The organism is Nitrospira sp. (genome assembly GCA_029194665.1).
In the GTDB taxonomy this organism is placed as follows: domain Bacteria; phylum Nitrospirota; class Nitrospiria; order Nitrospirales; family Nitrospiraceae; genus Nitrospira_D.
In genome coordinates, this window is the sequence record JARFXO010000006.1 from 277,668 (window position 1) to 298,126 (window position 20,459).

Genomic DNA, 20,459 nt, shown 5'->3' on the forward strand with positions numbered 1-20,459 from the left:
GTGTTCGCCATACTGGATTGTCGTAGAAACCCGTTATGGATCAGGGCGCGATTAAAAGAAGGCGGCTAACCAGTTCGTTGTGGAAGTCGAGTATCAGATCGCTTGGGTGTGGTGTCCAAGAAACTTCCGGCGCTGAAACATGGCGTCCAGCGGATCATTGATTCACACCAGCCTAACCATCGGGTTGAGAAGGACACGGCACGCCACGCCTCTCACTTAAAACGTAAGGCCTGAAAGCGCCATGCGAGCAAAGCAGCCTCGGCGCGATGAACAGCGCGAGGAGCGCATCGGGATGGAAATCATCGTTGAGGCCTACGGCGCAGAGGAACAGGCCATGGGTTGGTACTACTATCTGGAGAATCGACTCCGGTTCCCCTTCAAGGCCACATGCATCAAGAAACGTCCAATCTCGCCACTCAAAGTCGAGGATCAAGTTGAAGTCACGGGCATGCCTTCGGAGGAAGAATGCGAAAAAGAAATGTTCGTTACTATCCGCTGGGGCAAGGACGACCTCGCCGTACCGTTGGCTCAGTTGAAACCAATCAAGAACACAGATGCACAGACACGAGACGCAATTGATGACTGGCACTACTGGGTTGGCATGGGCTACCAGTTTGGCTGAGTTCAGGCCCAACCACGGCGCTGCGCCGGAGCGCTCCTATCGCCGCACCAGGTGAGCTTACGCGTTAGCCTTGAAACAACGAATATGGTATCTTCGCTATCAAATGAGGAGGATATATGACCAGTGTCGAGACGATAGAGCGCGCCATTGAGCAGCTTCCCCCGGACGAACTTGCGAAGTTGCGACGCTGGTTCTTAGAGTTCGATGCCGCTGCGTGGGATGCCCAGATTGAGGCCGATGCTGCTGCCGGAAAATTCGATGCATTAGCTGAAGAAGCTCTCACTGAGTATCGCAGCGGTAAGGCACGTGAGATTTGAGGCATTTCACGTCAAGTCAATTTTGGCGCTGCTTCAATGCGCTACCAACTGACATCCAGGATCTCGCGAGACGCAATTACGCTCTCCTCAAGCAGAATCCAACGCATCCGTCCCTGCGATTCAAATCCGTACAAGGCGGACGCTTCCGCAGTGTTCGGGTCGGTATTCATTACCGCGCCCTTGGCGTTCCAGTTCCTGAGGGAGTGCAGTGGTTCTGGATCGGACCGCACGCCGAGTATGACAAGTTCTTTGGCTAATCATTCGCTTAACTCGGACGCCGGAAAAATCTGCACCCTTCCCTTGCCATAGTGGCGGCGCCGTTGAGCTCAATCGTTAACTCTTCGATGAGAGACGGGTATTGAACTGCTGCTCCAACACATCACGATCCCGCCTTTGCTCGGTCCGCGGCGCGCCAGAGGTACCAGGAGGCCGTCGTTCGATAGGGCTTCCATCGCTCGCCATATTGTAACAGCTGTCTTGGCGTGGGCATGGTGGGCCGTCGGTAGGCTATGCGGAAACCATTGCGCAGGCCGAAATCATCGACCGGCAACACATCAGGACGCCCCAACTGAAAGATCAGCAGCATTTCGACCGTCCATCGTCCGATGCCTCGGACTTCGATCAGCCGCCGGATAATCGTCTCATCAGCCAATTGCCCGATCATACGGTTTGTCGGCACTGTCCCATCGAGGGTCTTTGCAGCCAGATCACGAAGCGCCATCATCTTCGGTCGCGAGAAGCCCGCATTTCTGACCGATCTCATATGCATGGCGAGCAGCTCATCCGGACGAGGAAATCTCCGACCGGGAAAGAGCGCGATGAATCGCTTGAGAATGCTCTCCGCGGCTTTGTCGTGAAGCTGTTGGTACGCGATCGCGCGGGCAAGCGATTCGAACGGCGAACGGCGACCTTTCGGCTTGAGTGAAAAAGGGCCAATCTCCTCGATCAACCGACGCATGACTGGGTCAACTGCGACCAAATGTGCGGTGGCAGGATCTCTACCCGATGACGGCATCAGCTTCGATTTCCACGAGCAGATCAGGATCGATCAGCCGATTTACTTCGACCATCGTTGTCGCCGGCCTGATCGTTCCAAAGATCTCGCCATGCGCCCGGCCGACCTCCTGCCACTGGTCGATGTTCGTGAGGTAGATCCTGGTCCGCACCACGTCGGCCAAGGAGGTGCCGGCCTGTTGAAGGGCCGTTTCGATCGTTTTCAATGCTTGAATCGTTTGTGTATAGGGGTCCCCTTTGCCGACCAGACCTGAGGGGGTCATTGCCGTCGACCCGGATACCGACACGTGAGCACCCACGCGCACCGCACGCGAATAGCCGATCTTGCTCTCCCAGGGACCTCCGGTCGAAATATGCTGTCGCATCTGGTTAGATCATTACTATTCGTGGGCTTAAGCCAGCGGAATACGGCTTTTGTTCTGTGTCAGCCAGGCGTCGAACGTCTGCAATGCCGGATTCAAGCTCCTCGCGACGGCAGGGTTGCGTACCCCACAGAATGCCTCATTGAAATCGCGCTTGAACTGAAACATGTTGCCGAGGTCGTCGGCGCCCTTGAACCCGAAGGCTCGATACTGTTCCGGCGTCACCGCATTGTACCGCACTGGTTGCCCCAAGACCTTGGTCATCGCCGCCGCCATTTCTTGGCCGGTCAAATGTTCGCCGGCAATCCCGACTGTCTTTCCGATGCACTCTTGCCCTCTCTTGAAAATTCCAAAGGCGCACTTTCCGATGTCCTCGACCGCAATCCCAGGAAGCTTTTTGTCTCCCATCGGCATGGTGAACAGGAGGGTGCCGTCCGGCCCCTTCTTTGGCCCCATACCGAAGAAGATCAAATTGTCCCAATAAAAGGAGGCCAGCAGAAAGGTCACAGGAAGGCCCAATTTGCTGAACTCCCGATCTGCTTCACCTTTGGCGTCGAAATGCGGGACCTTATATCCTCCCATTAACGTCGGCATACGGTTGTCCGACAGCGGCACCCATTTGCGTGTATCTTCCAACGTCGACCAGATCACGTGCCGCACAGCCGCTTCTTTCGCCGCTTCCGCTTGGCTTTTCGCCTGCGCATATTCTTTTTCCGGAGAAAAATGTTCCCAGAAATTGGTCAGGCAAAAAACGCCGTAGGCGCCCGCGAAGGCGCGCTTCAGGCCGGTCGCGTCGTCCAGATCGGCGGGTACTACTTCAGCGCCAAGCTTGACGAGAGCCTTGGCTTTGTCCGAATTCACATCCCTCGTCAATGCACGGGCGAGAAAGGTCTTGTCCGGATCGCTCATGATTGCCCGCACAAGCCCGCCGCCCTGCATACCGGTTGCACCCACGACGGCGATGATTTTTCTGTCGGCCATGATGGTCACCCCTTTCTAAACCAGGATTACAATCGGTCTCGTTGTGCGTCACATGACGATCCCACCACCGGCCTGGATCGTCTGCCCTGTGAGCCATCGAGCCTCCTCGCTCACGATGAACGCCACCACGTCGGCAATATCCTTTGGCACACCGAGCCGCTTCATAGGCGAGAGCTCAATGCCCATCTGCCGATACTCTTCCGTCATCATCCCGGTCTCGGTGAAACCCGGCGAGACCGTATTCACCGTGATCCCCCTTGGAGCCAGTTCTTGCGCCAGCCCTTTGGTGTATTGTTCGAGCGCCGCTTTGCTCCCGAGATAGGCCGTAGCTCCGGGAAAGCGCTGATGCGTCCCACCGGTTGAGATATTCACGATACGTCCCCCGTCCTTCAGCGCTCTGGCCGCTTCCTGCATGGCAAAGTACGGTCCCTTGGCATTCAGCGCGATCACGCCGTCAAAGTCTTCCTCCGTCGTTTCCTCAAGCGGCTTCGGCATAAACTTGCCCGCGTTGTTCACGAGAATATCCAGTCGGTTGAATTGTTTGACCGTATCGGCTACGAGCCGGCGCGCGCCCGCCACCTGGCTCATATCGGCTTGGACCGCGAGTGCCTTGCCGCCTTTGGCTTGTATCACCGCAACGACCTGCTGAGCTTTCTCCGCACTCTTCGAATAGTTCACCACGACAATCGCGCCTTCCTCGGCCAATCGCTCCGCAATCGCCCGACCGATTCCGTTGGAGGCTCCGGTCACAATCGCCACTTTCCCGCTCAATGATTTCATCCGTTCGGCTCCTCAACAATCCTGTTATGCGATGGGATTCCCCCATTGTCCTAAAAATGTCCATTCTTGAATCGGCCTACGAATCCTTGGTCGAAGCTCCCGCTCTCGCAGCCGCTCTGGAAGCACAGCTGGATCACCTGGGTAGCCGACGGCGATCATCGCAACCGGTTCGAAGCCCGAAGGAATCCTGAGATCGATCCGCGCCTTCTCCACGTCGAAACCTGCCATCTGATGAGCGGCCAAGCCGCCGGCCGTTGCCTGCAAAACGAGATTCTCCGCCGCCAATCCCGTATCGTGAAAGGCATGTCGGTTCGGATTGCCGTCATCCTCGAAATTCATGCAGGCGACCGAGAGGATCAGCACCGGCGCGCGGAAAGCCCATCTCCGGTTCCCCTCAGCCAGACAATCGAACAGCCGCTTCCATTCGGTTTCGTGGTCGTGCTTGCTCGCCACGATAAATCGCCAGGGCTGCTCGTTATTCGACGAAGGCGCCCATCGAGCCGCTTCGAAAAGAGTTCGTAAAAGATCGGTCACTATCGGTCGCTCATCGAAGGCGCGCGGACTCCAACGACGAGCGAGCAACTCATGGATAGGACACTGCTTGGGCGCGGGCTTCTCCATGGCCGCTATCCTTGCTTGGCTCCTCGGCCGGTTGGCTATCGGGAGACCACCCGCCTCCGAGTGCTCTGTATAGTTGCACAATTGAGGAGAGAAGCAACCGTCGCGTACCGGTCAAGGCCAGCTCCGCCTCGAACAGATTTCTCCGCGCGACGAGGACGTCAAGGTAGTTGGCCAGGCCTCCTCTATAGCGAAGTTCGGCGAGTTTCAACGCCGACTGCAGCGCCGTGACCTGTTGCTGCTGGGACTCGCCTTGACTGCGTGCCGTCCGAACGGCGATGAGCGAATCCTCGACTTCGCGAAAGGCCGTCAGTACCGTCTGTTGATACTGTGCCAATACTTCCTTGTTTTGAGCCTCCGCCGCTTCCTGCTGGAATCCCAGTATTTGAGCATTAAAGATAGGAGCCGCTAAACCGGCGCCGAACACGCCGAAGGAGGAGGGATCTGTGAAGAGCAAGGAAAGTTCGGGGTGCGCCATGCCGGCCATTGCGGTCAACGTGATTTTAGGGAATCGTTCCGCCTTCGCGACCCCGATACGGGCGTTGGCGGCAGCCAACTGTCGTTCCGCGACCTGCAAATCCGGCCGCCGTTGCAACAGCTCGGACGGCAAACCAGCGGGAACGTTCGGGGGCAGTGCTTGCTCGTCCAATGAACGCCCGCGGGCCATGCTGAAGGGTTTGCGGCCCAGGAGCACGCTCAACTCGTTCTCCGTTTGAACCATCCGTCGTTGGAGTTCCGCCGTACGAGCCGCCGCATTGGCTCGTTCCGCTTCAAACTGATCTGCGTCCAGTTTGGAAGTCATCCCCTGGCGCAACCGTGCTTGGGCGATCCGCACGGACTCTTCCCACGATTGCAGCGTTCGCTTTGCGATCTCGAGCTGGAGGTCGAACTGGAGAAGATTGAAGTACGCTTCGGCCACTGTGCTGACCAGTTGAATCGTCACCGCACGGCGGTTCTCTTCCTTGGACAACAGGTCAGCGCGCGCCGCCTCGTTGGATCGTCTGAGGCGACCCCACAGATCCACCTCCAATGCCGCGGTGCCTGAGAAATAATAGTTGAACGGATTGGGAAAGCCGGGAAACAAGAACGCGGTGTGGCGGACGGCCGGCATGTTCGCTGCAGCCGTGATCTGCGGCAAAAAGTCGGTTCGGGCGATCAGGGCCCTTGCTCGAAACTCATCGATGGTCGCAACCGCCCGCTGGAGATCCCAATTGTTCTCAAGAGCCGCCCGAATGAGCCGCTGCAGCTGCTCATCACGCAGAAGCTCCCACCACGGCAGATTAGCCATTGAGGGCAGGTCCGACGGACCTTCCGCCATGCGGAAAGAATCCTCTGTGTCGGCCTTGGGCCTGGTGTAATCAGGGCCCATGGCGCAGGATAGAAGAAGACACGCAAGTCCGATGGCCAAGATTGTACGCATGTTAGGAATTCTCCTCCGACGCAAAGCTCGACCTCATGGCTTGGTTCTCGCTCGCTTCAGGTTGCTTGCTACGCCGAGTCATCTTTCTCAGCAGCACAAAAAACAACGGCACGAAGAAGATCGCCAAGAATGTGGCCGCGAACATCCCACCGAGAACCCCGGTCCCGATCGACTGACGGCTGGCAGCCCCGGCGCCCGAAGCAATCACTAAGGGGAACATCCCGAAGATGAAGGCCAGTGACGTCATAATGATCGGCCTGAAGCGCAAACGGGCCGCCTCCACCGCCGCTTCAATGAGAGGTCGCCCCGCTTCATAACGGGTGTTGGCAAATTCGACGATCAGGATGGCATTTTTCGCGGCAAGTCCGATCAACGTCACGAGACCGATCTGGAAATAGATGTCGTTTTCGAACCCTCGAAGCCAGACAGCCGTCAACGCACCGAACACGGCGAACGGGACGGCGAGAATGACGGCAAACGGCACCACCCAACTCTCGAACTGTGCGGCCAAGACGAGAAAGACCATCAACAACCCGATGGCAAAGACTTGGCTTGATTGACCACTGACCCGACGCTCCTGAAACGAGATATTGCTCCAATCGATGGTATAGCCTTGCGGATCCAGCACCTCCTCCGCGACCCGTTCCAACGCTTCGAGTGCTTGACCTGAACTGAAACCAGGCGCAGCAGCACCCAGCAAAAGCGCCGTGTTGTAGCCATTGAAGTGATTCACCGGGTCCGGTCCGCTCTGATACCTCGGCGTCACGACTGTATCGAGCGGGATCATATTGACACCCCTCGGGCTTCGGGCACGCACATAGATTTTCGAGAGGTCCTGAGGCGTCGACCGGTACTCGGCGTCTGCTTCCGTCTGCACGTGATACACCCGCCCGAATTTGACGAAGTCGTTAATGTAATAATTGCCGAAGTACGCTTGCAATGTATCAAAGACATCCGAAATCGGAATCCCCAAGGACTTCACCCGTTCTCGATTCACGTCGGCATAGAGTCTGGGCGAGGAGACACGAAAATTCGTCCCGACGCGTCCGATCGCCGGTTCTTTTTGCGCCCGCTCGACGAATTGCTGGGCCACCATGGCGAATTTATTGAAATCGCCGCCACTTGGATCTTGGATCTGCGCCGAGAAGCCACCGACGGCACCCACTCCGCGAATCGAGGGGGCATTGAATGCAAGGAGCAGGGCTTCTGGAATTTTTGCAAACTCCCCGTAGGCAGCTCCGATCAGCGCTTTTACATGGTACTGAGGCTCCGGCCGTTCATCCCATAAGTGCAACGGCACGAACATCGTCGCCGTGTTCGGCCCTCTGGTGCCGAACACGAAATTCTGTCCGACCAAGGCATCGGTTGAATGAACCGCCGGGATCGCCTGAAAAAACCCCTCGACTCGTTCGAGAACCGCCTCCGTCCGCTGCGTCGATGCACCGTCCGGCAATTGTGCGATGACGATGAAGTAGCCTTGATCTTCCTCCGGTAGAAAACTACCCGGCAACTTCTGGTAGAGTCCGATGGACACGACGACGAGCAACGCAAACACCGCCATGACACGAAGCGGCCTCACGACGAGAGCGGCAATCGCGCTCGTATACCCAGATTGCGTCCGGCCGAACACACGATCAAAAAGTTCCCAAAACCTGCTCCGTTTCCGATGGTGCTGTGTGAGCACGACACCACAGAGCGCGGGACTCAGCGTCAATGCCACAAATCCTGACACGGTAACGGAAATCGCAATCGTTGCCGCAAACTGCTTATAGAGAGCCCCTGTGATCCCGCCGATAAAACCCACGGGTGCGAAGACGGATACCAAGACCAACACGATCGCGATAATCGGCTCAGTCACCTCGCCCATGGCCCTCTTGGCCGCCTCTTTTGGAGGAAGTCGATCCTCACGCATATGTCGCTCAACATTCTCAACCACGACGATGGCGTCGTCCACCACAATCCCTATTGCCAGAACCATCCCGAATAGGGTGATCGTATTGATGGAGAAGCCGAGGGCATAGAGCCCGATGAAGGTGCCGATCAAAGAGACGGGTACGGCGACGGTTGGAATGATGGTCGCCCGCCAGGTCTGCAGGAACAAATATACGACGAACACCACCAGCACCATCGCTTCCATCAATGTCTTGACCACTTCCTTGATCGAGACTTCGATGAAACGCGTGGTGTCGTACGGAGAATCATAGGACACGCCGGAAGGAAAATCCTGGGCCAGCTCATCCATTTTCGCTCTCGTGCGACGCACGGTATCGAGCGCATTCGCTCCGGGAGACAAGAACGTCAGCATGAACGTCGTCGGCTTGCCGTTCTGTCGGCCTTCCAACCCATAGGCTTGGGCACCTAGTTCGATGCGGGCCACATCTTTCAACCGGACCAGCGACCCGTCCGGCATGGCACGCACGATCAAATCTTCGAAGTCCTTTACCTCCGTGAGACGGCCTTTAGCAATGATCGGGATCGTCAGTTCGGTCCCCTTCGGTGCCGGTTCCCTCCCGATCGTTCCGGAGGGATTATCGCGATTCTGCTCACGGATGATCGCGATGACATCGCTCGGGACAAGGCCCAATTTCGCCATCAGCAGCGGATTGAGGATGATCCGCATGCTATAGTTCTGCTGCCCGAACACCACCACATCCCCCACGCCTTTGAGGCGCTTCAACTCATCGACGAGCCGAAGCGTGGCATAATTCGAGAGAAAGATGGCGTCGTGCCGCGGATCGGTCGAGTTGAGCGCGATGACGAACACGAGATCGGGAGACATCTTCTTGACGGAGATGCCCTGACGAACCACCTCCGGAGGAAGCTGCGGCTCGGCGAGCTTTTCACGGTTCTGTGTTTGAACCTGAGCGATGTCCGGGTTTGTGCCGATCTCAAACGTCAACTTGATCGTGACGTGGCCGTCGTTACTGCTGGACGATTCGTAATACAGTAGATTGTCAACACCCGGGAGCTGGACCTCGATCGGGCGGGCGACCCCTTCGGCCGCGACCTCTGCGCTGGCGCCGAGATAGTCCGCGTCGATCTGCACCACCGGTGGGGTGATTTCAGGAAATTGCGCGACCGGAAGGAACTGCGCGGAGAGCAGCCCCATGACGACCACCACGACCGAGATGACCGACGCAAGAATCGGCCGATCGATAAAAACGTTCGAGATCACAAATGATCCTGAGGAGGGCTGGGGGCAGACTCCGTAGCGGAGACATTCGCCGCGACCCAGGGAACGGCCTTTACGGGAGCCCCTGGACCGATCTTCATTAAGCCATTCACGACCACCCGATCGCCCGTATGCAGACCTCTGTCGATGATCCACTGGCTTCCTTTCCAATCAGAAGCCGCCACGTCTCGAATCTCAACCTTCTCGTCCGGGTTGACCACATAGACAAAGGGACCCTGTGGACCTTGCATCACGGCTCGTTGGGGAATGAGGACCGCATCTGTTTTCGTATCACCGGTAAATCGGACCTTCACAAATTGCCCGGGCAGAAGGGTACGATTTGGATTGGGGAATGTGACTCGTATTTGACGCGAGCTGGTTTCCGTCCGCAAACCGGGCTCCAACAAATCAAGGACCCCTTCTTGTGGATAGACCGTGCCATCCATAAACGTAAGCCGGCCTCGCAACTTGTAATCTCCTGGATGGGTAATTCGCTTCGCCTCGATGTCCCGCCGCCGTTGTAGGATGAACAGCTCGGGAACGTTCACCACCACGTACATCGGATCAACTCGATGGATCATGGTCAGCAGATCGGTCTGAGCCGAGACCAACCGTCCTTCATAGTAACGGCTGCGCTCGATAATCCCGCTGATGGGAGCCGTGATGAGTGTGTTATCCAGATCGAATTGGGCCTTGATGAGGTCGGCGTGCGCGCCTTCCAGCGCGGCACTGGCCGACAGCTGCTCGGCAACGGCATCATCGACGTCCTTCTGGCTGACCGCCTGTTCGGCAAGCAACGGTTTCACTCGAGCCAGGTCCTGTTTGGCTTGGACCATACGAGCCTCCGCCTGCGCAATCCTGGCCTTGGCACTCGCAACCGCCGCTTTGAAGGGCACCGGCTCAATCTGATACAGGCGATCTCCTTGCTTCACGTCGCGCCCTTCCGGATAGAGGACCGCCTTCAAAATCCCTGTCACTTGCGGACGAATCTCCACCGGACGAGACGCTTCGGCCTGACCGATAAACTCCGGTTCATCGGGGACGTTCTGTGTTTGCACAGTGACGACCTCGACTTGCGATACCTCCGGTGCCGGCATCGACTCGGCTTCTTGTTTACAAGCGGCTGAGACTGCCATGGCCACAAAGACAAGCCCCGCTGCGACATACCCCATAGACTGATGATCTTTCTCCATACAACCCATCCTACTTTTGCCTACTTTTGAACCCTCACGATGTTTCCACTGCAAGGCAAACGTGTTATTTTACTCAAACAGCTGAGACGAGGGCAAGTCTAGACGATCACCGCCTACCGATTCTTACGACAGTGACGAATCGCCGACATTCGGGTTCATCAATCCTTCAATCCGTTCGTCGCGACTTTTTCTGAAGGTCCGCCCGGCTGGTGTCTTCTGATTTCTTCGACGACACATCTGGTTAAACAACCGGACGCGCGCAGCTCCGCCCCTTGCCGCCACAGACTGGCCAACAGCGCCTTGCCGTCGGAATCGATGAACGTCACGCCGGTCAGATCAACCATCACGCAACGCTGCTGCCTGGCGGACAACCGACAGCAACTGGCGCTCAGCTCTCCGACCCAGGGACCGGCGAGCCGTCCCTCAAGTCTCAGCCACAGGGAGTCCGGTTCCAGCCCTCGTTGTTCGGTAATCTTCAACATGTTCGTCGCGCGCCTCGCTGCGGCGTCACCTGCTTCAAGCCAGGACCGACATCGCGATCACCGCGATCACGTTCAACAGAAAAAGAATGATCAGCCACATGATGCCCTTCTTTTAGCTTGCTTCAGTGCAATACGACCCTGGCCTCTGTCTGGCCCTCTTCATTTGGCTTTCCCGACGTTCGATCAGAACATCCGCAATCCGTGAGCGACCTTCCTCATCGGATGTTGAGGAGCTCCGTCACGCTCCTGAAGCCAACGAGCGAGCACGCCATCCAGAGCCCACTTCCCTCCGCCGATGATCACCAGGGCGGCGCTCATCGCGATCACGAGTAGATGATATTCAAAACCCTCCCCCTGCTGTTGGCCGAACCAGTTCATGAAAAACCCATGCGGCCAGTGCACGGTTGGGATCGCGCCCAGCATGATGACGATGAAGCTTGCCGCCGTGAACCGCGTCAGAAATCCCACGAGCAATCCCAGGCTGCCGAGGGATTCCCCGATGATGACGAGGAACGCCACGAGCCAAGGGAGCCCCATGTTTTGGGTAAAAAACCCCATCGTCCCCGCGAAACCGTTTCCACCAAACCAGCCTAGGAGTTTCTGAGCGCCATGCGCGAACATCACGCTCCCGAGTCCAACTCGAAGGATAAGACCGGCCCAGGAATCATCTGTTCTGAAGAATGCCGTCATGATACCCTCCCCTCAACTCACGCACTTCTGACTCGGCGCCAGTTCACTGCCGCGCTGCGATCGCCTATTTTGCAGAATCACAGGATCAACAATGTCGCCGCACTGTACACAGCGTCGGAGCAACACGTCGGCTTCGCTGCTACCAAGCATGGACTCGAAACCCTGTTCCACAACCATGAGTCCCGTGCACCTGGAACAAGGTACGGAATTGAAGATCCTGTTCCGTTCCAGTCGATTGCGCCCGGTCCGCTCGTTCTTCGTCGACTCAACCGCTGTCGCCATGATCGACCTCCCTTGTGTAAGACCTCACTCAATCTAGGGCAACTTATGTTCCAACGCGCTTCCTCACGCGGGCCCCACCGAAGCCATTGCAATTAATGGAGAATACACATCGGTGAGGGATACTCTTGACCGAAGCAATCGGGGCGATCTGCCGAGCTTACGGCACAGTGCCGAGGGATCGGCACAAACCCGAATCCTAAAATGATGTCATCACGAAACGCTTGCCTGCGAGAGGCTACGAAGGGTCGAGAGCGAGGCTATCAGAGCGAGAGATACCGAGTCTCTGCATTTTGGACTGAAGGGTCGTGCGCTTGAGGCCTAACCGAGCAGCGGCGCCGGCCGGACCACCAATGACCCACCTTGTTTCATCCAGCACACGCAGGATTTGCTCACGCTCGATCTCCTCAAGCGTTGCTGGCTGGACGGTGGCCGGACGCCTTTCCATTTGCAGTTCGCCGATCGGCATCTGCAGATCAGTCCCTTGGGTGAGGATGACAGAACGCTCGACCAAATTCTCCAACTCGCGAATATTGCCGGGCCACGGATAGCGCGAGAGCACCTCAAGGGCCTCTGCAGGCACGGTTTGGATGTTCTTTTTCATGCGAACGGCGTAATGCTGCGTGAAATAGCGCACGAGGATCGGAATATCCTCTCGTCGTTCGCGCAAAGGAGGCAAGGTGACCGGGAAGACATTGAGGCGATAGTACAAGTCGCTCCGAAACTGCCGCTCCTCCACCAAACGTTTGAGGTCCCGATTCGTCGCGGCGACCAAGCGTACGTCCACGTGAATGGTTTTCGTGCTACCCAGCCGCTCAAATTCCTGTTCCTGCAACACACGAAGCAACTTGGACTGTAACTCCAGCGGGATTTCCCCCACTTCATCGAGAAAGATCGTGCCTTTGTCGGCCAACTCAAATCGACCGGCTTTCTGAGCAATCGCGCCCGTGAACGCTCCCCGTTCATGCCCAAAGAGCTCGCTTTCCAACAGCCCAGTTGGAATGGCGGCACAGTTCAATTTGACGAAGGTGCGCTCGCTGCGTCCGCTCAATCGATGGATGGCCCGAGCGATGAGTTCCTTGCCCGTTCCGGTCTCCCCTAGGATCAGCACGGTCGAATCGGTCGGAGCCACGACCTCGACTTGCTTCAGCACCTGCTTTAACGCATCGCTGTCGCCGATGATATCGTCAAATCCATGCTCGAGACGAAGTTCCTCTTCGAGGTACAGCTTTTCCTTTGCCAGCCTGTCTTTGAGCTCGGCAATCTGTTGGAACGCCAGGGCGTTTTCGACCGCAACCGCCACTTGTTGGGCCACTTGTTGAAGAAACTCTATATCCCTATCGTTATAAGCCTCTTCCTTCAAGCTCAAGAACCCCATGGCGCCCAACCGCCCTCTCGCCGTGGTGAGAGGAACAAAACAGAACGACTCTGTCCCATCTTCCTTCATATGGCTCATGACCGCTGGCCATCGACGCTCCTCCGTCAATTTGGACACAAGGATTGGCTGTTGTTGCTGCCAAACTACTCCGGAGGGACAGTCGTCGATCGGGACTTCATGCCCCCCGACGAGGTCAGCCGGCACGTTCGCCTGAATGGTATGCAGACGCATGACTTTCTTGATGGGATCATAGAGAGAGAGATCGACATAATTGACCTGCACGACCCGAGGTAGGCGATGGGCTAAATCGAAGAAGAGCCGATCGAGGTCTCGTTGTGCAGAAATCGCTTGGGCGACTTCTAAAAGAGCCTGATAGCGCTCCGCGAGGGTCTCGCAGGGAATCATGGCTGCCTGATCCATGCGCCCAAGTATGGACTACCGGTCAACGACAGCTCAAGGGGTCTCGCAGATAAGCCGACGGCCAGAAACCTCGCTGAGCCCGTCAGAGCGTCCGGTGCGTCCCATCGCAGAATGGCCGGGTCTTGGTGTGCTTGCACTGACACAACGCCACTTCCTTTTTTTCATCCAGGGTAAACTCAAGCGGCTCAAAGCCGGTTCCCTCATGTGACCCATCACAGAATGGTTGGTCTCGCGAGCGCCCGCAGGAGCACCAGTAGTAGGTTCCTGGTTCCAACGTAATCACCGCCGGCTCCTTGGCTGCAATGCGTGGCTGTCCCATGAGTCTTCCCCCCTCTGGATGGTTGAGATGAGATCGCGCGGCTGAGTATAGCCTCTTCCCATAGAATTTCGCACGCCCTCATGCTAGGGCGTGTCATCAATTAATTTTCTCGATTCACAGAGCCATCGTGTTGTGATTTACTCCGTCCCAGACCAAAGGAGGGGTCTGCGGATGGTGAGACGGTATGGATTGCGTGATGACCAATGGGAGAAGATCGAGCATCTGCTGCCTGGTCGTGAAGAGACGGTGGGCGTGACGGCGAAGGACAACCGGCTGTTTGTGGAAGCGGTGTTGTACCGGTATCGCGCGGGGATCCCGTGGCGGGATCTGCCGGAGCGGTTCGGAGATTTCCGAGTGATCCACACACGCCATACGCGCTGGAGTCGACGCGGCGTCTGGAAGCGGGTGTTTGAACGTCTTGCTGACGATCCTGACAACGAATACGCGATGATCGATTCCACCATCGTTCGTGCCCACCAGCACAGCGCTGGTGCAAAAGGGGGCACCACGCGCAGGAAGCCATCGGACGCAGCAAGGGTGGCCTGACCACCAAAATCCACGCCACCTGTGATGCGTTGGGTAACCCAACGGGGTTTCATCTCACCCCAGGGCAGGCGCATGACCTGGAGGGCGCCGATGTCTTGCTACCCGGCATTGACGCGGATACCATCATTGCCGATAAGGCCTTTGATGCCGATGAACGGGTGATCCAGCCGCTGCAACGAGCGGGCAAGGTCGTGGTCATTCCCCCCAAAGCCAACAGAACCACCCCCCGCGAATACGATCAAGACCTCTACCGAGCCCGGCATCTGATTGAGAACTTCTTCGCCAGACTCAAGCAATTCCGCGCCATCGCCACCCGCTACGACAAACGCGCCGCCAATTTCCTCGGTGCCATCTATCTCGCTGCTTCAATGACATGGCTTAATTGATGACACGCCCTAGACATGAACCAGTCGTTATATAAATTTGACCTCATGCCGCAAACTGGGCCTCGGCGGGTTTCATCATTGAAAGGGTATGAATATGAAGAGTAGCTTTTTCATGGCAGGTGCGTTCGGAATCGTTCTGGCCCTTGGTCAGATCACGGCATCCTTGGCTGAGGCGAAGACTGTTGAGGCAGGAGCCTCTAGTTTGAGTTGGATCGGAAGCGGCGAGTTCCTGGAACTTGGAAATGGGGAGCAGGTCATCAATGGAATTGTACAAGGAGCCTTGATCGTCCGTCATCAGGGGGGAGACAAGCTGGTTGTCCATTCCTCGAAGCCGTCCTGTCCGGTGCGTGTGAGCCTTAACCGAACGAAGGACTTCCAAGCGATCGAGGGACCGTGCACAATCATGGCGCATGAAGCCAAAGACATCGGTTTCGCCCACTGGAAGTGCACCGGGACTTTAAAAGAGTGTAAGGGCGAGTTTACCTTTACCGGTGGGCTCGGAGGTTGGACAGGAATGTCAGGAACGACCCCGTTCCAGACCAGTATTGTTTTTGAGCAACAGGAAGGGAAAGCCGGTCAAGCGGTCGGGTATGCGACCCTGGCCAAATCTGACCTACAAGTTGCGCTAGGGTAACCACCGACTGCTACTTACTCACTGTTTTTAGGCATTCCGACGGGAAGAGTCTCCATCGAACCGTGAGGGCTCCTCCCGGAAGGCCCCGTCTCAACGCATACACCTGTTTCATGGATACCCCTACCTGGTTGCGCTACTGGCAGGAGGGACATTCGCCCGGATGCTAGCCCGGGTGTTGCGCCGAGCCCCCAGCACGTTGAGTCGGAAAGATACCCATAACTGGCCACAGAGCCGCCCTTATCGCGCCGGGACGCCGGCAGACACAGGAGATCGCGAGGGCTCACCAGCCTCGACGCTCCCGGAAACCTTGGATCCTTGGCCGTGGGCTTACGTCGAAGAAGCCTGGGGCAGTTTGGACAACCTCGGAACATATAGTTCCCTCTTCCGCGGCACACCGAGCTCCATATTGGCGGTGAGCACGCGCAAGAGATGATCGCGCGTGATCATTCCCAAGAGCCGATCTCCCGCTGTAACCGGAACCTGATTGATGTCTTGACCTTCCAGGAGCCGTAGCACGTCGAGAAGCGACTTCTCAGGTGACACGACCCGCACGTGCGCCAAGGGCGTCATGGCCTCCCCGACCGAGACCTGAGCCCAACGCTCCTGGGGCACCGCGTTAATGTGCTGGCAGGTGACCAACCCCTCCAGCCTGTTGCCATAGGTCACGATAAAACAGCATAGCCCCTTTCTAAGGACATGGTCCTGGACCAACTCGGCCAGACTTATCCGTCCGGTCACGGACGGACAGTCACGACTCATGACATCTTCCGCCACCAATCCGCTCAACGCGGAGCGGACGCTGACTTGAATAAAGCTTTCCTGCGCTGCGTTCATGAGATACCAGCCGATGAATGCCAACCACAGGCCGCTGAACCAATCGATGCTGAACCCGGTCCAGATCCCGAAGAAGATGAGCGCATACCCGATCCCTTGTCCCGTTCCCGCCGCGATACGTGTCGCTTTCGTGAGACTGCCGGTCATGTGCCAGAGGGCTGCGCGAAAGATGCGGCCCCCATCGAGCGGAAAGCCCGGGACAAGGTTAACCGCCGCGAGGATCAGGTTGATCCACGCAAGCCAGTCGACCAGCACCGTCAGTTGCTCGAACTCATCACCGACCAGATGTTCGACTGTCCTAAATCCCACAGCCAAGAGTATGCTCGCAATCGGTCCGGCAATCGCGATCTGAAACTCCGTCAGTGGCCGATCCAGCCTCCGTCCGATCTGCGCAACACCGCCGAACAAGAAAAGGGTGACCGAACGGACCGGAATCCCTTTCGCCAGCGCGATGAAACTGTGGGCCAGCTCATGGACGAGGATCGAGGCAAAGAACAGGAGGCTCGTGGCGATCCCGACCACATAATGTTCACCCGGCGACCACTGGGGATATTCCGACGCAAACTGTCTGGTCAGTGAAACCGTGACGAGAAACAAGATAATGAACCACGAGTAGTGAACGCCTACTTCGATCCCGCCAATCCTCGTCAGTTTGACTGATTGCCCGATCAAACATCACCTCCGGCACAGCGTGTGAAACAGTCGATTCATCCATCGGCGCGCAGAAGTCGCCCCCCACTGCGTCAACAACATGAACAGCTTGAAGTCATCTGAATCAGCCTATTCATAAGGTCCCTCGAACAGGACTCGTTCCACTTTCCCTCGGAAACTCACGCAGACCCGGATGGTGCAGGCGATGACCAGGCCGAAACCGATGCCGAGACAGACAAGACCGACCCGCAATCCGCAGGACGATACCGCGCCGTTGTAAATCGTCGAGCTGGAGGATTGCCTAAGGCAGCGCCGCAGACGACGGAAAGCAGAAAATTGGAGGCTGCGAAGGTCGCATCCCAGAAGGTTTAAAATTTGCGAGCAGTCCTCCAAAGCATCGGCGCCCCAGTTCCCACAGCACATCCGCCCCCGCCGCCAAGACCAAGGTGTTCCACAAGGCGCCGTTGCGCATGGCCTCGTCGGCTCTGACCGGATCCAGTTTCTCAAGAAACGTCCGCACGTTCCGCACCGGCTTGCCTGGGTCCCCATCCATGAGATCCGATTCCGGCTCGATCCATCCATACTCCGGTTCCAATCGATCCGGCCGCGCGCCGAGCAGCACAAGTCGGTCAGGCCATCGCTCCGCTACCTCGATGGCCTGCCGCACATGATTCAGAAAGCGCGCCTCGGGATACACAAAATGATCCGAGGGGAAGAGCACGACGGTTGCATAAGGATCGTGGGTCCGCACATAGGTGAGTGGGAGAAAGACACCGGCTACGGTATCGGAATTCGCCGGTTGCCACAGGACTTTCTCAACCGATCGGCCGATCAGTTGAGCTCGCACCTCCGGTTCATGCGTCCGCCCAGCCACCACCACTGTCCTGCCGAGCCCCGTGACATCGGCTGCCCGATCTACAGTGTGCTGGAACATCGAGCGCGTCCCCACGAAGGTGCAGTATTGCTTCAGGCGATGTCGCCCCAACCATCGCTGCACCAACGGCTTCATCCGTTCGCCTTCGCCGCCGGCCAACACGATAGACCAGACGTGTCCTCGGTCATTTCCACCCGTCATGATCGTCCTCCTTTCATTGGCCCCTTCACCGGGCTGTCCGCTCGAACGACCTCGGAATCTCCCGAAGAAGCGCCGGTCATTGCCGACCCACAATTAATGACCTCGCGGGGGCGTCACTGTACCCACCCTGCCGGAGGCGCGGCGGTTAGCCAGGATCAGCGGATCGATCCGCTCACCGCAATTGACGCAGCGCCGGCCGGGCAACTCGCGCCGGTCCGGCATGACTTCCTCGGAGCCGTCGAGGGTCATCGGCACCATGAACCCGTAACAACGGGGACACGATCCCTTCTGTTCCGCAATCGAGCTCATGTGTCCGGCTCCGTCCTGCACGACATTCATCCGGCCTCGTCTCATTTGGAAACTCAGCAATCTGCATCGTGGTCTGCACCAGCACCGTAATGAAATTGCATGCTCCTGTACTACTAGGGGGTGACCCAGCGTGCGACAAAGACTTTGCTAGCGAGTCTGGTGCAGGAGGCTTTCTGCTTCACAATAAGGGGCTGGAGCATTTCACGACGTCACGGTTGTTCAACCGCTGGGGATTGACCCAGCATGGAAGCGGAAGTTTACTAGTGGATCCTCTTGCGCCGATCATACCCCTCGCGGCTCTTGCGGGAACGATCACTGAGCCCTATGATCGTCCCCGTGATTCAGCCGACCCTGGAGGATCACGTTAATCCGTTGGAGACAAAACGACCTCTGATGGCGAGCGAGCCGATTCTGATCTTGCCGGTCCTGCTGTACGCAGCTGCGGCCGCAGTATTTCTTCTGGACTGGCACACACCGCTCGGCATTTCCGTGTCCATGCTCTATGTGCCGGTCTGTCTGGCCGGCCTTTGGCTGAGAGGGTGGCGATTCGCGTTCATCATGAGCGGGCTGTGTTCAGGGCTCACGCTCGCAAGTCTCTTTCTGTCATCGCCGGGAGTTCCTCAGTCCTGGTCTGCCGTAAACCGGACCATCGGCTTTGTCGCTCTCTGGTCTGCCATGTGGGGTGGGAGGATATTCGCTCGACGCACCACTGAGTTGGAACATGCGAAAGCATCTCTCCAACGGGAAGTCGAACAACGCAGGCAAGCGGAAGCAGCCTTGCTCACAATAAACGAGGAACTGGAATCCCGCATTGCCCGGCGCACCGCTGAGCTCCAGACCGCACTCGATCGCTGGAATCTCGTGACGCAGGCCACGCACGAGGGTGTCTACGACTGGGATTTGACGACGCACCTGGCCGTGTATTCGCCTCACTGGAAAGAGATGCACGGGTTTTCCCACCAGGACGAACAAGAGTCGCGTGAGCATTGGTCGAAACGGATTCATCCAGATGACCGCACCCGTGTCCTCGGCCATCTCGATGAGTACCTTGTCGGGAGACGACAGGAGTTTCGGGAGGAATATCGAATCCGACGATGTGACGGAAGCTCGATGTGGGTTTTAGAGTGTGGCATCGCGCTCTGGAACACCGCAGGCCAAGCCGTCCGCTTGGTCGGATCGGAAAAGGACATCACCCAACGGAAACAGGAAGAAGACCTGCTGCGTCAGCATGAAGCACGACTTGAAGAGTTGACCGCAAAGCTGCTGGCGGCTCAAGAACGGGAGCGGGAGCGACTTGCGCGCGAGCTGCACGATGATTTCACACAACGGCTTGCTGTCCTGGCCGTCGATATCGGTTCACTCGAACAATCTTTCCCCTCAAATACATCGCTTCGAGACCACCTCCTACGTCTTCGACAGACTGCCGGGCAACTTGCTGACGACGTCCACAACTTTGCTTACCAGCTGCACCCCTCGCTTCTTGAACATCTCGGTTTGGAGGCGGCCATTCGGGACTATGTCGACGAATTCAGACGACGCACAGGATTGGCCGTTCAATATGTGCATCGAGACATTCCACGGACGCTTTCGATCGATACTGCGACCTGTTTGTACCGTGTGGCACAGGAATGCCTCCAAAACATCCACAAACATGCCGAGGCATCGGAGGTGCAGGTTCGACTCCTGAGCACGTCCAAGGGCGTGGGTGTGTGTATCCAGGACAACGGAAAGGGATTTTCTCAAAATCCGGCCGAAATCCACTCTCCCGGGCTGGGACTCCTCAGCATGGAAGAACGGGTTCAGCTCATGAAAGGCACGTTCCGTATCCGCACTCAACTTGGAAAGGGGACGGAAGTACATGCCTGGGTCCCGTTGCCGGACTCGATTCCTGAGGGAGCCTCATGACGAGAAGATCGCGACCGATTGAGCCGACTACACCGACCTCAACCTGATCGGTGAGGCGATAGGGAGGGATGA

Annotated in this window: 21 protein-coding genes; 5 read left to right on the forward strand and 16 right to left on the reverse strand. The window is 57.3% G+C overall.

Features of this window, described 5'->3' with window-relative positions:
• Window positions 1–241: 241 nt before the first annotated feature.
• A complete protein-coding gene (locus P0119_19420) occupies window positions 242–622 on the forward strand; it encodes a calcium-binding protein (GenBank protein ID MDF0668221.1) in 381 nt (126 codons plus the stop codon).
• A gap of 116 nt (window positions 623–738) precedes the next feature.
• Window positions 739–939: a hypothetical protein gene (locus tag P0119_19425; GenBank protein MDF0668222.1), complete on the forward strand. Its 201-nt coding sequence runs from the start codon at window positions 739–741 to the stop codon at window positions 937–939.
• A 379-nt stretch (window positions 940–1,318) separates the two neighbouring features.
• On the opposite strand, the gene P0119_19430 is transcribed toward P0119_19425, so the two are convergent.
• From P0119_19430 to P0119_19490, 13 genes are all read right to left on the reverse strand, one after another.
• A complete protein-coding gene (locus tag P0119_19430; GenBank protein ID MDF0668223.1) occupies window positions 1,319–1,897 on the reverse strand; it encodes a DNA-3-methyladenine glycosylase 2 family protein in 579 nt (192 codons plus the stop codon).
• A gap of 40 nt (window positions 1,898–1,937) precedes the next feature.
• Window positions 1,938–2,318, reverse strand: coding sequence for a RidA family protein (locus P0119_19435; protein MDF0668224.1), 381 nt, complete (start codon window positions 2,316–2,318; stop codon window positions 1,938–1,940).
• A 27-nt stretch (window positions 2,319–2,345) separates the two neighbouring features.
• On the reverse strand, window positions 2,346–3,296 hold the full coding sequence (locus P0119_19440; GenBank protein ID MDF0668225.1) for an NmrA/HSCARG family protein: 951 nt from the start codon (window positions 3,294–3,296) through the stop codon (window positions 2,346–2,348).
• Between the two features lie 48 nt (window positions 3,297–3,344).
• Entirely contained in the window at window positions 3,345–4,076 is a 732-nt protein-coding gene (locus tag P0119_19445; GenBank protein MDF0668226.1) for a glucose 1-dehydrogenase, read from the reverse strand.
• 24 nt (window positions 4,077–4,100) lie between these two features.
• Window positions 4,101–4,697, reverse strand: coding sequence for a nitroreductase family protein (locus tag P0119_19450; GenBank protein ID MDF0668227.1), 597 nt, complete (start codon window positions 4,695–4,697; stop codon window positions 4,101–4,103).
• Window positions 4,660–6,114 (reverse strand): efflux transporter outer membrane subunit, encoded by a 1,455-nt coding sequence (locus P0119_19455; protein MDF0668228.1) that lies wholly within the window; start codon window positions 6,112–6,114, stop codon window positions 4,660–4,662. The genes P0119_19450 and P0119_19455 overlap by 38 nt, the downstream gene beginning before the upstream one ends.
• A 1-nt stretch (window position 6,115) precedes the next feature.
• Window positions 6,116–9,289 carry a multidrug efflux RND transporter permease subunit gene (locus tag P0119_19460; GenBank protein MDF0668229.1) on the reverse strand — a complete coding sequence of 1,058 codons (3,174 nt, stop codon included), beginning with the start codon at window positions 9,287–9,289 and terminating at the stop codon, window positions 6,116–6,118.
• On the reverse strand, window positions 9,286–10,479 hold the full coding sequence (locus tag P0119_19465; protein ID MDF0668230.1) for an efflux RND transporter periplasmic adaptor subunit: 1,194 nt from the start codon (window positions 10,477–10,479) through the stop codon (window positions 9,286–9,288). The genes P0119_19460 and P0119_19465 overlap by 4 nt, the downstream gene beginning before the upstream one ends.
• Before the next feature lie 158 nt (window positions 10,480–10,637).
• Window positions 10,638–10,961 (reverse strand): hypothetical protein, encoded by a 324-nt coding sequence (locus tag P0119_19470; GenBank protein ID MDF0668231.1) that lies wholly within the window; start codon window positions 10,959–10,961, stop codon window positions 10,638–10,640.
• Between the two features lie 183 nt (window positions 10,962–11,144).
• Window positions 11,145–11,651: a DoxX family protein gene (locus P0119_19475; protein ID MDF0668232.1), complete on the reverse strand. Its 507-nt coding sequence runs from the start codon at window positions 11,649–11,651 to the stop codon at window positions 11,145–11,147.
• 12 nt (window positions 11,652–11,663) lie between these two features.
• Window positions 11,664–11,933 (reverse strand): hypothetical protein, encoded by a 270-nt coding sequence (locus P0119_19480; GenBank protein MDF0668233.1) that lies wholly within the window; start codon window positions 11,931–11,933, stop codon window positions 11,664–11,666.
• Between the two features lie 235 nt (window positions 11,934–12,168).
• The gene (locus tag P0119_19485) at window positions 12,169–13,713 is read right to left on the reverse strand and encodes a sigma 54-interacting transcriptional regulator (GenBank protein MDF0668234.1); all 1,545 of its coding nucleotides are present in this window, start codon (window positions 13,711–13,713) and stop codon (window positions 12,169–12,171) included.
• Window positions 13,714–13,810: 97 nt separating this feature from the next.
• Entirely contained in the window at window positions 13,811–14,047 is a 237-nt protein-coding gene (locus P0119_19490) for a CDGSH iron-sulfur domain-containing protein (GenBank protein ID MDF0668235.1), read from the reverse strand.
• A 174-nt stretch (window positions 14,048–14,221) separates the two neighbouring features.
• Here P0119_19490 and P0119_19495 point away from each other — a divergent pair.
• Both P0119_19495 and P0119_19500 read left to right on the forward strand, forming a co-directional pair.
• Window positions 14,222–14,979, forward strand: a protein-coding gene (locus P0119_19495; protein ID MDF0668236.1) for an IS5 family transposase whose coding sequence is annotated in 2 segments (ribosomal slippage) — window positions 14,222–14,554 and window positions 14,557–14,979 — 756 coding nt in all. Because the reading frame shifts where the segments join, the coding sequence is not laid out codon by codon here.
• 112 nt (window positions 14,980–15,091) lie between these two features.
• Window positions 15,092–15,613: a hypothetical protein gene (locus P0119_19500; GenBank protein ID MDF0668237.1), complete on the forward strand. Its 522-nt coding sequence runs from the start codon at window positions 15,092–15,094 to the stop codon at window positions 15,611–15,613.
• A gap of 327 nt (window positions 15,614–15,940) precedes the next feature.
• Here the strand turns inward: P0119_19500 and P0119_19505 are convergent, their stop codons facing one another.
• From P0119_19505 to P0119_19515, 3 genes are all read right to left on the reverse strand, one after another.
• Window positions 15,941–17,119, reverse strand: a complete 1,179-nt coding sequence (locus tag P0119_19505) for a site-2 protease family protein (GenBank protein ID MDF0668238.1) — start codon at window positions 17,117–17,119, stop codon at window positions 15,941–15,943.
• A 280-nt stretch (window positions 17,120–17,399) separates the two neighbouring features.
• The gene (locus tag P0119_19510; protein MDF0668239.1) at window positions 17,400–18,173 is read right to left on the reverse strand and encodes a sugar phosphate nucleotidyltransferase; all 774 of its coding nucleotides are present in this window, start codon (window positions 18,171–18,173) and stop codon (window positions 17,400–17,402) included.
• 93 nt (window positions 18,174–18,266) lie between these two features.
• Window positions 18,267–18,527, reverse strand: coding sequence for a hypothetical protein (locus P0119_19515; GenBank protein MDF0668240.1), 261 nt, complete (start codon window positions 18,525–18,527; stop codon window positions 18,267–18,269).
• 279 nt (window positions 18,528–18,806) lie between these two features.
• Here P0119_19515 and P0119_19520 point away from each other — a divergent pair, with 279 nt between their 5' ends.
• Window positions 18,807–20,387, forward strand: a complete 1,581-nt coding sequence (locus tag P0119_19520; GenBank protein MDF0668241.1) for a PAS domain-containing protein — start codon at window positions 18,807–18,809, stop codon at window positions 20,385–20,387.
• The last annotated feature ends 72 nt before the right edge of the window (window positions 20,388–20,459 follow it).

What these genes read in the sequence shown, in the direction of transcription:
- P0119_19420 (MDF0668221.1), top strand. Translation starts at nt 242, where the DNA reads ATGCGAGCAAAGCAGCCTCGGCGCGATGAACAGCGCGAGGAGCGCATC.
- P0119_19425 (MDF0668222.1), top strand. Translation starts at nt 739, where the DNA reads ATGACCAGTGTCGAGACGATAGAGCGCGCCATTGAGCAGCTTCCCCCG.
- P0119_19430 (MDF0668223.1), bottom strand. Translation starts at nt 1,897, where the DNA reads ATGCGTCGGTTGATCGAGGAGATTGGCCCTTTTTCACTCAAGCCGAAA.
- P0119_19435 (MDF0668224.1), bottom strand. Translation starts at nt 2,318, where the DNA reads ATGCGACAGCATATTTCGACCGGAGGTCCCTGGGAGAGCAAGATCGGC.
- P0119_19440 (MDF0668225.1), bottom strand. Translation starts at nt 3,296, where the DNA reads ATGGCCGACAGAAAAATCATCGCCGTCGTGGGTGCAACCGGTATGCAG.
- P0119_19445 (MDF0668226.1), bottom strand. Translation starts at nt 4,076, where the DNA reads ATGAAATCATTGAGCGGGAAAGTGGCGATTGTGACCGGAGCCTCCAAC.
- P0119_19450 (MDF0668227.1), bottom strand. Translation starts at nt 4,697, where the DNA reads ATGGAGAAGCCCGCGCCCAAGCAGTGTCCTATCCATGAGTTGCTCGCT.
- P0119_19455 (MDF0668228.1), bottom strand. Translation starts at nt 6,114, where the DNA reads ATGCGTACAATCTTGGCCATCGGACTTGCGTGTCTTCTTCTATCCTGC.
- P0119_19465 (MDF0668230.1), bottom strand. Translation starts at nt 10,479, where the DNA reads ATGGAGAAAGATCATCAGTCTATGGGGTATGTCGCAGCGGGGCTTGTC.
- P0119_19470 (MDF0668231.1), bottom strand. Translation starts at nt 10,961, where the DNA reads ATGTTGAAGATTACCGAACAACGAGGGCTGGAACCGGACTCCCTGTGG.
- P0119_19475 (MDF0668232.1), bottom strand. Translation starts at nt 11,651, where the DNA reads ATGACGGCATTCTTCAGAACAGATGATTCCTGGGCCGGTCTTATCCTT.
- P0119_19480 (MDF0668233.1), bottom strand. Translation starts at nt 11,933, where the DNA reads ATGGCGACAGCGGTTGAGTCGACGAAGAACGAGCGGACCGGGCGCAAT.
- P0119_19485 (MDF0668234.1), bottom strand. Translation starts at nt 13,713, where the DNA reads ATGATTCCCTGCGAGACCCTCGCGGAGCGCTATCAGGCTCTTTTAGAA.
- P0119_19490 (MDF0668235.1), bottom strand. Translation starts at nt 14,047, where the DNA reads ATGGGACAGCCACGCATTGCAGCCAAGGAGCCGGCGGTGATTACGTTG.
- P0119_19500 (MDF0668237.1), top strand. Translation starts at nt 15,092, where the DNA reads ATGGCAGGTGCGTTCGGAATCGTTCTGGCCCTTGGTCAGATCACGGCA.
- P0119_19510 (MDF0668239.1), bottom strand. Translation starts at nt 18,173, where the DNA reads ATGACGGGTGGAAATGACCGAGGACACGTCTGGTCTATCGTGTTGGCC.
- P0119_19515 (MDF0668240.1), bottom strand. Translation starts at nt 18,527, where the DNA reads ATGAGACGAGGCCGGATGAATGTCGTGCAGGACGGAGCCGGACACATG.
- P0119_19520 (MDF0668241.1), top strand. Translation starts at nt 18,807, where the DNA reads ATGATCGTCCCCGTGATTCAGCCGACCCTGGAGGATCACGTTAATCCG.